Below are 16,203 nucleotides of genomic sequence, written 5' to 3' on the forward strand. Positions count from 1 at the left end.
CACCAACTCGTATATACGAGTGTTGACTAACTTATATATACGAGTTAATATGTATTTGTAAACGGTATCAAAAAAAGAAAAGAGGGACGGAATATGGGGAAGGATTATCGTAAGATAGCAGAAGAAGTGCTGCAATATATTGGTGGGAAAGAAAATATTGAACAAGCAGCGCACTGTGTAACAAGACTACGCATCGCTTTGAAGGATGAAAGTAAAATAGATAGCGAAAAACTGCAATCGATTTCTTTAGTAAAAGGTGCGTTTCATAACGCTGGGGTATTTCAAATCGTTATTGGTCCAGGAGATGTAGATCGTGTATATGCTGAATTGATAATGCTTGCAGATATGAAAGAATCCACGGTAGCAGATGTAAAAGATTCAGGGAATCAAAAATTAAATCCGCTTCAAAAGTTTGTAAAAGTATTTTCTGACGTATTTATGCCAATTTTACCGGCGATTATAACAGCTGGTTTATTAATGGGAATTAATAACTTATTAGGTGCAAAGGATTTATTTTTTGATGGCAAAAATTTATTAGAAGTATACCCAAGCTTAGGGGGACTGTGGGATTTAATTAATATGATGGCCAATACGGCATTCGTATTCTTACCAGCACTTGTTGGCTGGTCAGCAACGAAACGTTTTGGCGGCAGTCCGATACTTGGTATCGTAATGGGACTTATGTTAGTACATCCTGATTTATTAAATGCATGGAATTATGGAAAAGCAGCTGCAGGGCTAGAGGGACAAAAAATTGAGTACTTCAATATTTTAGGATTGTTCCAAATTGAAAAAGTAGGTTATCAAGGACAAATTTTACCGATTTTAGTAGCGGCATTTGTCTTAAGTAAAGTTGAGATTTTCCTAAAAAAACGTGTGCCAAATGCGATTCAATTATTAGTTGTTCCGATTACAACAATTGTTGTAACTGGTGTATTAGCGTTAGGAGTCATTGGCCCAGTTACACGTCATATCGGCGATTTATTAACAGCTGGTTTAGTTGGTGTATATGAAACAGTTCCTACTTTGGGGGCAGTATTATTTGGCGCATTGTATGCACCGTTAGTCATTACAGGTATGCATCATATGTTTATTGCGATTGATTTACAGTTAATTTCGCAAAATGGTGGTACATTTATTTGGCCAATGATTGCACTTTCTAACATTGCGCAAGGTAGTGCAGCGCTTGCAATGTTTTGGATTTCCAAAAATCAAAATGATAAAAGTATGGCGTCTACATCAGCGATTTCGGCGTACTTCGGTATTACGGAGCCAGCGATGTTTGGCGTAAACTTACGAAATAAATTTCCGTTTTATGCAGCTATTACGGGATCGGCAATTGCAGCAGTATTTATCACGTTAAATGGTGTATTAGCACCAGCGATTGGAATTGGTGGGTTACCAGCATTTATTTCTATCATTCCGAAATCGATTCCAATGTTTGTTGTTGGGATGATAATCGCAGTAGTGGTACCATTTGTTTTAACATGGTTATTTGCAAAACGAGTAAAACAGAAGTAGGAGGCAGTTTAGTATGAAAGATTGGCATAAAAGCGTTGTCTATCAAATTTATCCGAAAAGCTTTAATAGTTACTACAACACAGAGACCGGTGACATAAAAGGGGTCACAGAGAAACTAGATTATTTAAAAGAACTCGGAGTGGATTACATTTGGTTAACACCGGTATACCAATCACCGCAAAATGATAATGGCTATGATGTAAGTGATTATTATTCTATTGATCCGTCTTATGGAACGATGGAGGAATTTGAAGAGCTACTAGCAGAAGCGAAAAAACGTGAGATTGATATTATGCTTGATATCGTTGTAAATCATAGCTCAACGGAGCATAAATGGTTCAAAGAAGCGAGTGAAGATAAAAATAGCCCGTACCGTGATTTTTATATATGGCGTGATGAAAAGAATAATTGGCAATCTAAATTTGGCGGTTCGGCTTGGGAATATGATGAAGAGACAGGGCAATATTATTTACATCTATTTGATAAAACACAAGCTGATTTAAATTGGGAAAATGAAAAACTTCGAGAAGAAGTATACGACATGATGCGTTTTTGGCTTGAAAAAGGTGTTAGAGGATTCAGGCTGGATGTCATTAACTTAATTTCAAAAGAACAGCATTTTTTAGATGATGAAGGAACATCGGCTACAAGCGACGGACGTAAATATTATACAGATGGACCGCGTGTTCATGAATATTTACAAGAGATGAATCGTGAAGTGTTTGAAGGAAAAGATGTGATTACAGTCGGAGAGATGTCATCTACGACAATTGAGAATTGTGTCAAGTATTCGAATCCAGAGCGGAAGGAATTAAGTATGACATTTAGCTTTCACCATTTAAAAGTAGATTATCCAAATGGTGACAAGTGGACGAAAGCGGATTTTGATTTTTTGAAATTAAAAGAAATCATGTCGAAGTGGCAAACCGAGATGCAAGAGGGTGGCGGCTGGAATGCATTATTTTGGTGTAATCATGATCAACCACGTATTGTTTCTCGCTTTGGTGATGATAAACGGCACCGAAATGAATCTGCAAAAATGTTAGCAACAGCGATGCATATGTTACAGGGGACACCTTATATTTATCAAGGTGAAGAAATTGGGATGACGAATCCGGACTTTGATGATATTAGTAAGTATCGTGACGTAGAATCTTTAAATATTTATAAGATGAAGAAGGCGCAAGGGATGTCAGGTGAAGAAATTATAGGTATCCTGAAACAAAAATCTCGTGATAATTCGCGCACGCCTATGCAGTGGAATGGAGAAGTGAATGGTGGTTTTACAACAAGTACACCTTGGATTTCAGTTGCGGAGAATGCAAAAGAAATAAATGTGGAAAAAGCGCTACAGGATAAAGAGTCTGTGTTCTATCATTATAAAAAGCTAATTGAACTTAGAAAAACATATGACGTTCTTACAGAAGGTAAATATGCAGTTTTAGATATAGAGCATCCAAATATTTGGGCGTATACACGCACATTAGATAATGAAGTATTGTTGGTTGTAAATAATTTTTATGGGGAAACAATCACATATTCCGTACCAGATGAGGTTCAGTTAACTGGAATGAAGCAAGAAGTATTATTATCAAATTATGAGGATTCTGGTGAAGATATTAGAAAGCTTATCCTTAGACCGTATGAATCCATTGTGTATAGACTTACTAAATGATTGAAAAAAGAGGTTGTATGTTTATAACATACAACCTCTTTTTAATTTAAAACACCACTATATATCTTTTGTACTATAAAGGTTACGTCCAATGGTATGTACAATTACATCATTTGATGAATAGTCAATTTATGGAAGTTGTTTTATACTAGTATTGTGTCTTGCCTTTTTAGGCCTAGTACACAGCCGGTGATTGGCTAGTGGAAGTTCTTCCATTTTACCAGTTCCGTTTTTTTTTTTGGATAATAGAGGAAATATATTTTCTACAAGAAAGAAGGGACTGTTTTGAAAGATGTAGATTCTATTTCTAGGTAGAGGCAGAGTTTTTTAATTATATTCATAGAAGTATTTTCCATATTTATGGTAAATTAAATATAGAGATACATAAAGGAGGGCTACATATGGAAATAGCTGTAGAACGAGTTTTTACCAATAAAATTTTAGAAGAAGCTGCAAGAAGATTTAATGTTACAGTTGAAGAAAATCCGCTAGGTGATTTTGAAAATTATATTTTTCATGCAAAGGATGAAAGCGGAGTATCTTACGTATTAAGATTAACGCACTCTTCACATCGATCTGAAAAGCAAGTAGAAGCAGAATTAGATTTTTTACGGTATCTTGCAGAGAACGGAGCTAAGGTTGCAGCGCCATATTATTCAAAATCTAAAAAACTTGTAGAAGTAATACAAGCAGTAGATGGAACATTTTTTTATGTTTCTCTTTTTACCTATGCAACGGGTGAAAGAGTAAAGGGCGAAACATCTATTTATTGGGGCGATCCCCTTTTTGAAGCATGGGGAAAAGCAATTGGTCAACTTCATCGTCTTACAATTGATTATCCAAAAACGAAATATCGAGATACGTGGGAAGTAGAAGAAAAAGCAATTATTGATGAGTTAGATGACGAAAAGGTGAAAAATATAGCTTATATATTAATGGAAGAGATAAAGGCCCTTCCAATGGAAAAAAGAACGTTTGGTCTTATGCATGGTGATATTCATCAAGGGAATTTTCATTATGATGGGAAAGAGCTAACGATTTTTGATTTTGATGACGCGACTTATAATTACTTTATTCATGATTTGGCGATGGTTATCTATTATTCCGTTCTTTCAACCGCATGGACTGAACAAGAGAAAACATTGTTTGTACGTAAACAACTGCAAGTATTACGAAAAGGATACGAGTTAGAACATCAATTAGAGGAAAGTTGGTATGAATCGCTACCACTATTTTTACGACTTCGTGATATTGGTTTGTATGGTACGATTCAGAAAAAATTCAAAGGAAAAGAAATGCCAGTACATTTTCAAAAACTAGCAGATGCTATTTATGTAAGAATTATAAAGCAGGAAGCAATTGTGAATATATAATACACATGCAACGTAACAAAGTATATAGATCGAATATATACTTTGTTTTTTTATACAAAAATATGTTTGTTTTATCAAAATAATATTGTCATAGACTTTAGATACCTTTATAATTTTTATATATTCTGAATATTCTTTATAAAATGAAAAGGAGGGGGAATAGATTGGAAGCTTTCGTTACCTGGCTAAATAATATTGTATGGAGTCCCGCACTTGTTTATTTATGTTTAGGAGTAGGTTTATATTTTTCAATTCGAACGAGATTTTTACAAGTTAGGCATGCAGGTGAAATGGTGAGACTTACATTTCAAGGAGAAAAATCAGAAGCAGGTGTTTCTTCTTTCCAAGCGTTAGCACTTTCTTTATCTGGGCGCGTTGGAACAGGGAATATTGCTGGTGTAGCAACAGCGGTTGCATTTGGTGGTCCGGGAGCTGTCTTTTGGATGTGGGCTGTAGCATTTTTAGGGGCAGGATCTGCTTATGTGGAATCGACACTTGCTCAAATATACAAGACGAAGCATCAAGGTCAATTCCGCGGTGGCCCGGCTTACTATATTGAAAAGGGATTAGGGGTTAAGTGGTATGCACTCGTGTTTGTCGCTGCAACCATTCTTGCAACAGGAATGTTACTCCCAGGTGTGCAAGCGAATAGTATTGCCTTGAGTTTGGAAACAGCTTTTGGTATTAATACATCTGTATCAGGAGCAGTATTAGTTGTTGTATTAGCACTTATTATTTTTGGTGGGGTTAAGCGTATTGTTAACGTAGCACAGGTTGTTGTGCCATTTATGGCGGTTGGATATATACTTGTTGCTTGCGTAATTGTGTTTATGAATATTGAAAAGTTGCCTGAAGCATTTATGTTAATTATAAAAAGTGCATTTGCATTAGAAGCTGCTTTTGGAGGGATTATCGGTTTAGCAATTTCTTGGGGAGTAAAACGTGGTATTTATTCGAATGAAGCAGGTCAAGGAACTGGGCCACATGCTGCTGCTGCTGCTGAAGTATCTCATCCAGCAAAGCAAGGCCTTGTGCAAGCATTTTCCGTTTACATTGATACATTATTTGTTTGTTCAGCAACAGCATTTATGATGATTATTACAGGCATGTATAACGTATTTGATGCAAGCGGAAAAAATTTCATTGTAAATAAATTGAATGGTGCAGAACCAGGACCAGGGTACACACAGGCAGCAGTTGAATCTGTATTCCCTGGATTTGGAAACGGTTTCGTTGCAATTTCCCTATTATTCTTTGCTTTTACAACAATTATGGCGTATTACTACATTGCAGAAACGAATATTACTTATTTAAATCGTGATAAAGATCGTCCATGGATGTCACTTGTTTTAAAAATTGTTTTCCTAGGCGTTGTATTTTACGGCTGTGTCAAAACAGCAGCAACTGCTTGGGCTCTTGGTGATATCGGTGTAGGGATTATGGCATGGGTCAATATCATTGCAATCTTACTTTTACAAAAACCGGCACTGCTAGCACTGAAAGACTATGAAAAGCAGAAAAAAGAAGGAAAAGATCCTGTATTTGATCCAAAGGAGCTAGGAATCAAAAATGCTGATTTTTGGGAGCATGAATACGGAAAAGATAAGAAAGAAGAAGTGTCATAATAAGGTACCTGTAGAACAATAACGGGCAGTATATCTGCTCGTTATTGTTCAAATAATGGGAATTTATGTCTGCATGGCCGAATAAAATTTGAAGCAGAGAAATTTCACTTTATAAATAATCGCCCCAATTTAAAATACGATAGAAATAGAGAAGAAAGGGGGAAGCGAATTGATTGCCTTTCGTAATGTAAATAAGTTTTATGGTAGCTTTCAAGTCTTAAAAAATATTAATTTACAAGTTCAAAAAGGTGAAGTAGTTGTAATTGTTGGACCATCAGGGTCTGGAAAAAGTACATTGCTTCGCTGCATTAACCAATTGGAAACAATTACAGAAGGAGAATTAGTCGTACAAGATGTGGAAGTACATAATCCGAAAACAGATATGAATCAATTACGCCGAAATATTGGAATGGTATTTCAGCATTTTTATTTATATCCACACAAAACAGTGCTCCAAAATATTACACTTGCACCGATAAAAGTAAATAATATCTCAAAAGAAGAAGCGGAAAAAACAGCAATGTATTATTTGCAAAAAGTAGGGATTCCAGAGAAAGCGAATGTGTATCCGCAGCAACTATCAGGGGGACAACAGCAACGGGTAGCAATCGCAAGGGGATTAGCAATGAAGCCAGAAATTATGTTATTCGATGAGCCAACTTCTGCACTGGATCCAGAAATGATTGGTGAAGTGCTCGATGTTATGAAAACCTTAGCAAAGGAAGGGATGACGATGGTTGTCGTGACCCATGAAATGGGATTTGCACGTGAAGTAGCAGATCGTATTATATTCATGGATGAAGGACAAATCATTGAAGATACAAAGCCAGTGAACTTCTTTGCAAACCCAGAGCAAGAAAGAGCACGATTATTTTTAAGTCGAGTGTTAAACCATTAGAGGAGGGGTTTTATGTTTAAGATGAAGAAACTGTTCGTTTTAATTGTATTTTCATGTTTATTTACTCTGATCGTAGCAGGTTGCGGGAAGGAAACGTCCAAAGAAGTTTCTAAAGAAACTTCGGGCGGAAAAGTGGTAGATCAAATTAAAAAGCGTGGGAAATTAGTAGTCGGAGTTAAGAATGATACAAACTTATTTGGATTGAAAGACCCTGCAACAGGGAAGGTAGAAGGGTTTGATGTTGATATAGCCAAAGCGCTTGCGAAAAAAATTCTAGGAGACGAGAGTAAAGTAGAATTCAAAGAAGTGACGTCTAAAACACGTATTCCAATGTTGAAAAACGGCGATATTGATACGATTATCGCAACGATGACAATTACAGAAGAGCGTAAAAAAGAAGTTGATTTTTCAGATGTATATTTTAAAGCAGGACAGTCGTTACTTGTGAAAAAAGGGAGCAAAATCAAGAGTATTGATGATGTGAAAAGCGGTGTGACAGTATTGGCGGTAAAAGGATCAACTTCTACCCAAAATATTCGTGAAAAATCACCAGAAGCAAAGGTGCTAGAATTTGAAAATTATAGTGAAGCATTTACAGCATTAAAAGCAGGGAAAGGTGATGTCCTTACAACAGATAATGCGATTTTATACGGTATGGCAAAACAAGATGCAAATTATCAAGTTGTTGGAAAAATTTTCACGGATGAACCGTATGGAATTGCTGTTCAAAAAGGAGCAACAGATTTAACAAAGGTAATTAATGATTTGTTAAAAGAGATGAAAGCAAATGGAGAATACGATAAATTATATGAAAAATGGATTGGTGAAAAGCCAGAGAAGTAAAGTATAGAAAGAGTAAGAGGATGAGAGATACTCATCCTCTTCTTGTAAAGAAAGAGGGGGAGCATTTGCCTGATTTTTCTATTCTTACAAACAATTTTGATTTGTATTTAGAAGGATTTAAATATACAGTGATGTCCAGCATTGTTGCACTGATTGGGAGTTTCATTCTTGGTACGATTATGGCAGTGATGCGAATTGCACCCATTCGAGTTTTGAATTGGTTTGGCGCAGCTTATGTAGAATTCATTCGAAATATTCCACTTGTTTTAATTGCGTTTGTATTTTATTTTGCTTTTCCGGTAATGGGTGTTACATTAAATGGTTTTATTGCTGGTACGGCTGCACTTACAATCTATACAGCCGCATTTATTGCAGAAGCAATTCGAGCTGGAATCTTGTCAGTTCCGAAAGGACAGATGGAAGCAGCACGTTCTTCTGGCTTAACGTACGTGCAAGCGATGTATTATATCGTTTTACCACAAGCTATTAAAATAGTAATTCCGCCATTAGGTAATCAATTTCTCAATTTAGTAAAGAACTCATCTATCCTTGGCATTATTGCTGGAGCAGATTTGATGTATCAAGGAGATTTAATTTCAACAAGAACATTTGTTACATTTGATGTGTATATATTTGTTGGTATGTTTTATTTATTATTGACTGTACCGCTTAGTATGCTTGTGCGTTATTTTGAGAAACGCTTAGCGAAAGGAGCGGTGTAAATGGATTTTCGAGGTGCTTATACAGGCGATCATGTTTTATTTTTATTAAAAGGGCTACTTGTTACATTAGAAATAGCTGTTGTAGCGATTTTACTTAGTTTTATTATTGGTAGTATAGTGGGAACCTTACGATATGCAAAAATACCAGTCGTATCACAGTTACTAGCTTTTATCGTTGAAATTATTCGAAATTTACCACTGCTTTTAATCATCTTCTTTACATATTTTGCACTCCCAGAAGCTGGGCTGAAATTAGAGATTACAACGGCAGCAATTGTTGCTTTAACGATATTTGAAGCAGCGATGATATCAGAAATTGTTCGCAGTGGTTTATTATCGATTGAAAAAGGACAAATTGAAGCAGCGCGCGCGTCTGGATTATCATATACCCAAACACTTTGGCATATTATTTTACCGCAAGCATTGAGACGAATGGTACCACCGCTCGTCAGTCAATTTATCTCGTTATTAAAAGATACGTCACTAGCGGTTGTTATCTCCTTGCCAGAACTCATGCATAATGCCCAAATTATTAATGGACAAAACGTAAACTATATGATTCCTACATTACTACTTGTTGCTTGTATGTATTTTGTTGTCAACTACAGTTTATCACTTGTGTCTAGGAAATTAGAAAGCCGTTAACTCTTACATGAAATGAGATGTGAGAGTTTTTTTATGTTTTTTACATAGTTTAAAAGTTGGGGTTTGGAAGATATTTGGTTTTTTAATAGTGTAATTGTAAGATAGATGAAAAAACATTATATTTTATCAGAAAAGTTTTAATTTTATATAGAAATTGTAACCGCTTTCGTGTATATTTTTATTATCAGAAAATTTTAAAAAGAGATAGAGGGTACTTGTAGGGGAGGATTACGATGCAGCAAACAACGAATGAGAAATTACATCGTACGATGAAGAGTAGACATTTATTTATGATTGCACTTGGAGGTGTAATTGGAACAGGTTTTTTTCTTGGATCAGGATATACCATTAACCAAGCAGGACCAGGAGGAGCGATCCTTTCTTATTTAGTCGGTGGATTTATTATGTATTTAACAATGCTTTGCCTTGGTGAGCTAACGGTAGCGATGCCGGTTTCTGGTTCTTTCCAAAAATATGCGACGAAGTTTATCGGTCCAGGAACAGGATTTATGATTGGATGGCTTTATTGGCTTGGATGGGCAGTTACAGTTGGTTTAGAGTTAACGTCTATCGGCTTAATGATGAAAAGATGGTTTCCAACTGTAGATGTTTGGGTATGGTGTCTTGTATTTGGAGTTATTTTATATATGTCAAATGCTATCTCAGCAAAGAGTTATGCTGAATTAGAATTTTGGTTCTCAAGTATTAAAGTAATTACAATTATTGCATTTGTTGTTCTTGGTGGTAGTGCGTTATTTGGTTTTTTACCGTATGACGGAAAAGAAGCAGCGCCTCTTTTTTCTAACTTTGTGAGCGATGGTGGATTGTTCCCGAATGGACTGGCTGCTGTGCTTCTTACAATGATTACAGTTAATTTTTCCTTCCAAGGAACAGAGTTAATTGGGATTGCAGCAGGAGAGAGTCAAGAACCGGAAAAAACAATCCCACGTGCAATTCGTAATACAGTATGGCGCATTATGTTGTTCTTTATTTTAACAATGACGATTTTAGTAGGTTTAATTTCATGGAAAGATGCAGGGGTTATTGAAAGCCCATTCGTTGTTGTATTTGATAAGATCGGTATTCCATATGCAGCAGATATTATGAACTTCGTTATTATCACTGCTTTATTATCTGTAGCAAATTCAGGATTATATGCGGCGACGCGTATACTATGGTCACTTGCAAATGAAGGAATGGCACCAACTTCCTTCAAAAAGGTAAATAAACGCGGTATTCCGATTACGGCATTAGTAGTTACAATCGCAGTAGCGGCATTATCTTTACTAACAAGCTTTTTGGCAGAGGATACAGTATATATTTATTTATTATCTGTTGCTGGTTTATCTGCAGTTGCAAGTTGGATTATCATTGCTTTATCACAACTTCGATTTAGAAGTCAGTATGTAAAGCAAGGCGGAAAAGTAGAAGATTTAAAATATAGAACACCGTTATATCCAATTGTTCCTATTTTAGCGTTAATTACAAATAGCATTGTTGTTATTAGTTTAGCATTCATTCCAGAACAGCGTATGGCGCTATATTGCGGCATTCCATTTATCATTTTCTGTTACGTGTATTATTATATAAATAAGAAACGGAAGCAAATTACGAAAGTGGAGATGGGAACAACGTATGAAACTAACAATCAAGCATGATGATATTGAGACAGAACTTTCACATGGTCAATTGTCTATTGGAAAAGAAAGTGGATATACACCGTTAGAGTTATTCGTTTCCTCTATTGCAGGGTGCAGTGCAATTGTATTTCGGACAATTTTAGAAAAGAAGCGTATTACATACGATACGTTTACAATTGAAACTGAAATTGGAAGAAGCGAAGTTTTACCAAGGCCGGTAGAAAGTCTTCATTTGCACTATAAAATAAAAGCAGAAGGAATTACACAGGTACAGTTAGAAAAAGCGTTAGAGCTTGCGGTGAAGAATTGTACGATTGCTCAATCTGTGAAGGATAGTATAAAAATTACGGAAACAATTGAGTTAATTGGTGAATAAACTTTTGTAGAGCAAATAATGTGCGAAAAAGCTTAAGAGAAATTCTCTTAAGCTTTTTCACATACTGATTGGCAATGACATAGTAAAGCAAGAACCTTGATTTACTTCACTTGTAACAGTAATTTCTCCGCCATGTAGTTCGACTATTTCTTTTACAATGGCAAGTCCTAATCCAGTTCCACCAGTTGAACGAGATCTTGCTTTATCGACGCGATAAAATCGTTCGAAAATGTGTGGGATATCTTCTTCTGGAATTCCTTCTCCTGTATCTTGGATGGCAATTTCAAGTTGTGTTTTATGCTCTGTAACGGAAATGGTAATTCGAGAATGTTCAGGTGAGTGTACATACGCATTATTTAATATATTGATGATAACTTGTTCAAACCTTTGTTCATCAAGAGCTATAGAAAGTGAAGAAGGACATGTTGAAGAAACAATGATATGTTTTGCTTCATACATTATATTCACTTTTGTAACAATGCGAGAAAGAAAGGTTTGCAAGTGTACTTCCTTTGCTTGAATAGAAAAATTATGTTTTTCCATTTGAGCAAGCAAGAATAAGTCCTGTACTAAATTTGTAATATAATCAGCTTCATCTTTTATAATTGATAAATATTTTTGGCGCTGCTCAGGAGGTGTACTGTTTTTCATGGCGATATCTGCATATCCCCTCACATAAGTTAGCGGTGTTCTTAGTTCATGAGCGACACTTGCTAGAAATTCACTGCGTTCTTTTTTCATATAATGTAAATCATTCGCGAGCGTTTGGATAGACCCTGCAAGTTCACCAATTTCATCATTTCGAGTACTAGTTAGAGATACGGATAAATCACCATGACTCATTTTTTCAGTAGCATGCTTCATACGGAGAAGTGGTTTTGTTAACAGACGCGATAGAAGAAATATCGTAATGACTGTTAAAATAAATGTAACAACACCAGCAACAAGAAATTGTTTTGTAAGACCTGTAATCATTTCTTTAATAGAACTTGTGCCAAGAAACATATAAACATAACCTTGCGTTTTTCCTTCTATTATTATTGGACTAACTGTGCATATATAATTAGAAGTTTTCCAGTGGTTCTCCACGATCGTTCCGTTATGGTTCGTATTTGCTATCATTCCAATAATGTGCCTCTTTATAGTGGAATCTATATCATTAGATTTTGCTAATATTTTTTTCTGAGCGTTTGTAATAATAACTTTTGTTTCAGCTTCTGACTCCATTAAAGCGACATGAGAGATTGTTTGGAAATCAAAATATTTCTCAAGTACATCTCGGTGGCTATTTCCACGTTTTAATAATGCTGTCATTTCCTCATTTACCCTCGTATTGACAAGGCTATAATAGAGTAAAACAAATAGGACGGTTTCGATTAAAAGCGTAACAATTAAAAAGTAAAATCCGAGTTGAACGGAAATTCGTTTCATCGCGTAACTCCTTGATTTTCAGCGTCAATCCACCGGTAGCCAACTCCATACACAGTTTTTAAATGTTCGTCAATTGGAAAATTGTTCTTTCGCAATTTATCACGTAAGTTACGAATATGAGAATCCACTGTGCGATCCTCTGTATTTGTATCTAGTCCCCAAATCCGCTCAATAAGCTGATCGCGACTTAATACGTAGTTCACGTGACGTAGAAACAAACCAAGTAAAGAAAATTCAATTGGTGTAAGAAGGAGTTCTTGTTCATAAACGGAGATAAAGTGTTTCGCTTCATCCCACAAAATTCCTTTATATCGTAGTTGCTCATGTTGATTACTGCGCCGTAATACTGCTTCAATACGTGCTAATAGTTCACCTTCATGAAAAGGTTTTGTTATATAATCATCAGACCCGATTTTTAATCCTTGAATAACATCAATCGTCTGATCGCGTGCGGTTACCATAATAATAGGAACGTTACTAAACGAACGAATTCTGTTACATGTTTCCCAACCATCCATTTTCGGCATCATAATATCGAGAAGAACAAACTTAAAACTTTGGTTTTCTATATAAGAAATAGCTTCTTGTCCAGAAGTCGCACAAACGCAGTTATATCCTCTAGGAGTAAGATAAAGCGTTAATAATTCGAGCATACGTGGTTCATCATCTACAAGTAGTATATCCATCATATAATATCCTCCGTATTTGTATTCACTACTAAAAGTGTAATGCAAAATCCTGAAGAAATGGTGCAGATTATCATGCATCTGCATAATTTCTTCAGAATTGCTTGTTATTGTATAGTTGAAATTTACATTTTAGGTAAAGATTATAGGATCAAACATGATGGGGATGGAGGCGATATAGTGAAAAAAGCAACTCGAGTTTTGAGTATGACAATAGTTGCTGTACTTGGACTTGCAGCGTGTGGACAAGCAAATACAGAGCATGAAAATCATGAATCTACAAAAGAGAAGAAAAATGAGCAGCAAAAAGATATGAAGGTGCATCATGCAGCGATGCCACCGAAAGAAATGAATGCTGGAGCATCTAGAGATTTATTAACAACAAGTTTAAAAAATGTAACACGATTAAACACAAATGATCCTGTTCAAATGGCAGTATTAACATCACAAACAATATGGCCAGCGACTCACAAAGAGAACCAACCAGGAGCGGTGATTTTAGTACCAGCTAATCAGTGGCAACTTGGAATTGCTAGTGCGGATCTCATTCATCATCCAAACAATGGACCTATTTTATTTATGAATAAAGAAAGTATTCCAGAGGCGACGTTAAAAGAAATCAGGCGGTTAAACCCACTTGGAACAAAAGATGGAACGCAAATTATGGTGATGGGAGATGTAGAATCTTCCATATTAAATCAACTGAAAGAATATAAAATAAAGCAAATAAAAGAAACGGATTCAGCAAATTTTGCGAAAGATGTTGATAAAGAATATGCAGACATAACAGGGAAGTACCCAGAAAGTGTCATTATCGGTTCGTCTGAAGAAGAAGGACGCTTATATACAACACCTGCTGTGAATTGGATTGCTCATATGCCTGAACCTCTTTTATATGTAGCAAAAGATAAAGTACCTGAGGCTACAATAGAAGCGTTGAAAGCAAGAAAAGGGAAAGCAAATATATATCTTTTAGGACCTGAAAAAATTATTTCAAAAGAGGTAGAAAAACAGTTAAGTAAGCATGGAAAAGTAACGCGCATTAGCGGAGAAAATCCAACAGAAAACTCAATCGCTTTTGCAAAGTTTAAAGATAAGAAAACACAATTTGGGTGGGGATTCACAAAACCAGGGCACGGCGTATCATTTGTTTCAACAGAAACTCCCGATTTAGCAATTGCTGGAGCGCCGTTTTCACATATGGGGAAACATGCACCTGTTCTATTATTAGATAAAGGGAAGGTTTCACAGCCAGTATATGATTTATTAGCTACGATTCAACCAAAATTTAAAGATGATCCAACGCTCGGGCCATATAACCACGGTTTTCTATTAGGAAATACAGAGAATATTTCGTTTGAAACGCAAGGAATACTTGACGAGAAGTTAGAGATTGTTCAAGAAAATGGTGGGGGACACGGTGGACATTAAGAGAAAAGACGTTGCATGATGCAGCGTCTTTTCATTTGGGAAAGTTTTTTATAGCAAAAAATCTGACATTCGTTATATAATAGCACTCGTGCAATCGGCTCGATTTTCTTACGGAGAAAATCAAAAAGTAAGAAAAGTAGAGGAGTGTTATCTTGTTACACATAATCTAGCTCTTGGTGTTATGATTGGTACAGTAATAAGTGCAGTTTTATTCGCAGCAAATATGGAAAAGATTCACGTGAAACATTCTTATGTTGGTGAGAAAAAGGTATACGCTGTTCACGGACAACTCTTCTTTGCATCGACTACAGAATTTATAAATGTATTTTAGTTTAAAGAAGATGTGACAGAAGTAGAAATTGATTTTACACACGCCCATGTATGGGATGATTCAGCTGTGGCTGCGGTTGATAAAGTTGTAGTGAAGTATGAGAAAAATGGTGTGAAAGTAAACATAACGGGATTAAATGAGCGTAGTTCAGAGCTTGTTACAGAATTGGCGAAACAAGCTGTTCGTTAAATAGGAAGAACCTTTTAGGAGGACCGAAAAGGTTCTTTTTGTATTATAATACGAGTATGATGATGAAAGGGGTTTCAGAAGATGTACAAGCAAATTATATTAGCATGTGATGGTTCAGAACACGCAATACGCGCAGCAAAACATGCCGTACATATTTCTACATTGAGTAAGGAAGTAACCGTTGAAGTTGTATACGTAGTAGATAGTAGAGCAGCAAAATCAGATATTATACAGGGACAAACAAATATAGAAACAATTTCAGCTAGTCGAAAAGATAGATTAAAAGAAATTGAGATTTTATTACAGCAAGAAGGAGTTTCTTATAAAATTACGATTTTACATGGTGATCCAGGAAATACACTTGTGCAATATGTAAATACAGGAGACATTGATCTTGTAATAGTGGGGAGCAGGGGATTGAATACATTGCAAGAAATGGTACTTGGTAGTGTAAGTCATAAAATAGCAAAACGAGTGAAATGTCCGGTGATGATCGTGAAGTAACAGGCAGCAGAAATGTTGTCTGTTTTTTTGAGATAAATCTTACAAAATTGTAAGACTGTTGTTAGGGAAATCGATGTTTTGAAATTTTCTCCATTGATATGATGTAATCATCAAAGGGAGAGAATGGGGGATGTAAGAAATGAAAGCATTTCAAAGTTTAACATATAGTCAAGGAGTGAGTCTTATTTGTTTAGGGGGATTTACTACTTCGGTGACATTGGCTATTGCAATGAAAATGTTTCAGCAGATGTTTTTATAAAAGTAATGTTGTAAATAGAAGGGAAATGATTGTTATAGGCTGCAAGACAATATC

At 35.8% G+C, this 16,203-nt stretch carries 15 protein-coding genes and 1 pseudogene; 14 read left to right on the top strand and 2 right to left on the bottom strand.

The genetic code is table 11. The annotated features are described in order from the left end of the window. The first annotated feature begins 93 nt into the window (after window positions 1–93). From treP to BPMYX0001_RS02910, 10 genes are all read left to right on the top strand, one after another. Window positions 94–1,521 (top strand): PTS system trehalose-specific EIIBC component, encoded by a 1,428-nt coding sequence (gene treP, locus BPMYX0001_RS02865; RefSeq protein WP_006093524.1) that lies wholly within the window; start codon window positions 94–96, stop codon window positions 1,519–1,521. Window positions 1,522–1,534: 13 nt separating this feature from the next. Beyond that, a complete protein-coding gene (gene treC / locus BPMYX0001_RS02870) occupies window positions 1,535–3,196 on the top strand; it encodes an alpha,alpha-phosphotrehalase (protein ID WP_006093525.1) in 1,662 nt (553 codons plus the stop codon). Between the two features lie 401 nt (window positions 3,197–3,597). Beyond that, window positions 3,598–4,569, top strand: coding sequence for a phosphotransferase enzyme family protein (locus tag BPMYX0001_RS02875; protein WP_006093526.1), 972 nt, complete (start codon window positions 3,598–3,600; stop codon window positions 4,567–4,569). 164 nt (window positions 4,570–4,733) lie between these two features. Further along, complete coding sequence (locus tag BPMYX0001_RS02880) at window positions 4,734–6,194, top strand: alanine/glycine:cation symporter family protein (RefSeq protein WP_018765564.1); 1,461 nt, start codon at window positions 4,734–4,736, stop codon at window positions 6,192–6,194. 169 nt (window positions 6,195–6,363) lie between these two features. Then, the gene (locus BPMYX0001_RS02885; protein WP_003195229.1) at window positions 6,364–7,092 is read left to right on the top strand and encodes an amino acid ABC transporter ATP-binding protein; all 729 of its coding nucleotides are present in this window, start codon (window positions 6,364–6,366) and stop codon (window positions 7,090–7,092) included. A gap of 12 nt (window positions 7,093–7,104) precedes the next feature. After that, window positions 7,105–7,935: a glutamate ABC transporter substrate-binding protein gene (locus BPMYX0001_RS02890; protein WP_006093528.1), complete on the top strand. Its 831-nt coding sequence runs from the start codon at window positions 7,105–7,107 to the stop codon at window positions 7,933–7,935. 65 nt (window positions 7,936–8,000) lie between these two features. Beyond that, on the top strand, window positions 8,001–8,657 hold the full coding sequence (locus BPMYX0001_RS02895; RefSeq protein WP_033799605.1) for an amino acid ABC transporter permease: 657 nt from the start codon (window positions 8,001–8,003) through the stop codon (window positions 8,655–8,657). Further along, on the top strand, window positions 8,658–9,302 hold the full coding sequence (locus BPMYX0001_RS02900) for an amino acid ABC transporter permease (protein WP_006093530.1): 645 nt from the start codon (window positions 8,658–8,660) through the stop codon (window positions 9,300–9,302). Window positions 9,303–9,535: 233 nt separating this feature from the next. After that, complete coding sequence (locus BPMYX0001_RS02905) at window positions 9,536–10,960, top strand: amino acid permease (RefSeq protein ID WP_003195221.1); 1,425 nt, start codon at window positions 9,536–9,538, stop codon at window positions 10,958–10,960. Further along, window positions 10,938–11,318, top strand: coding sequence for an OsmC family protein (locus BPMYX0001_RS02910; RefSeq protein WP_018781945.1), 381 nt, complete (start codon window positions 10,938–10,940; stop codon window positions 11,316–11,318). Before BPMYX0001_RS02905 ends, BPMYX0001_RS02910 begins: the two co-directional genes overlap by 23 nt. Window positions 11,319–11,375: 57 nt before the next feature. Here BPMYX0001_RS02910 and BPMYX0001_RS02915 read toward each other — a convergent pair whose 3' ends face one another. Further along, window positions 11,376–12,749: a sensor histidine kinase gene (locus tag BPMYX0001_RS02915; protein WP_018781946.1), complete on the bottom strand. Its 1,374-nt coding sequence runs from the start codon at window positions 12,747–12,749 to the stop codon at window positions 11,376–11,378. Then, on the bottom strand, window positions 12,746–13,438 hold the full coding sequence (locus tag BPMYX0001_RS02920) for a response regulator transcription factor (protein WP_006093532.1): 693 nt from the start codon (window positions 13,436–13,438) through the stop codon (window positions 12,746–12,748). The genes BPMYX0001_RS02915 and BPMYX0001_RS02920 overlap by 4 nt, the downstream gene beginning before the upstream one ends. Before the next feature lie 177 nt (window positions 13,439–13,615). Here BPMYX0001_RS02920 and BPMYX0001_RS02925 point away from each other — a divergent pair, with 177 nt between their 5' ends. The 4 genes and pseudogenes from BPMYX0001_RS02925 (at window position 13,616) to BPMYX0001_RS30105 (ending at window position 16,149) form a co-directional block, all read left to right on the top strand. Continuing rightward, window positions 13,616–14,866: an ArsR family transcriptional regulator gene (locus tag BPMYX0001_RS02925; protein ID WP_033798618.1), complete on the top strand. Its 1,251-nt coding sequence runs from the start codon at window positions 13,616–13,618 to the stop codon at window positions 14,864–14,866. 151 nt (window positions 14,867–15,017) lie between these two features. Further along, a pseudogene (locus tag BPMYX0001_RS33755) lies at window positions 15,018–15,386 on the top strand (STAS domain-containing protein); the annotation flags it as partial. A gap of 81 nt (window positions 15,387–15,467) precedes the next feature. Beyond that, window positions 15,468–15,890: a universal stress protein gene (locus BPMYX0001_RS02935; protein ID WP_006093536.1), complete on the top strand. Its 423-nt coding sequence runs from the start codon at window positions 15,468–15,470 to the stop codon at window positions 15,888–15,890. Between the two features lie 139 nt (window positions 15,891–16,029). Continuing rightward, the gene (locus tag BPMYX0001_RS30105) at window positions 16,030–16,149 is read left to right on the top strand and encodes a DUF4027 family protein (RefSeq protein ID WP_003195205.1); all 120 of its coding nucleotides are present in this window, start codon (window positions 16,030–16,032) and stop codon (window positions 16,147–16,149) included. Window positions 16,150–16,203 lie beyond the last annotated feature (54 nt).

Source organism: Bacillus pseudomycoides DSM 12442, assembly GCF_000161455.1.
GTDB classification, from domain to species: Bacteria; Bacillota; Bacilli; order Bacillales; family Bacillaceae_G; genus Bacillus_A; species Bacillus_A pseudomycoides.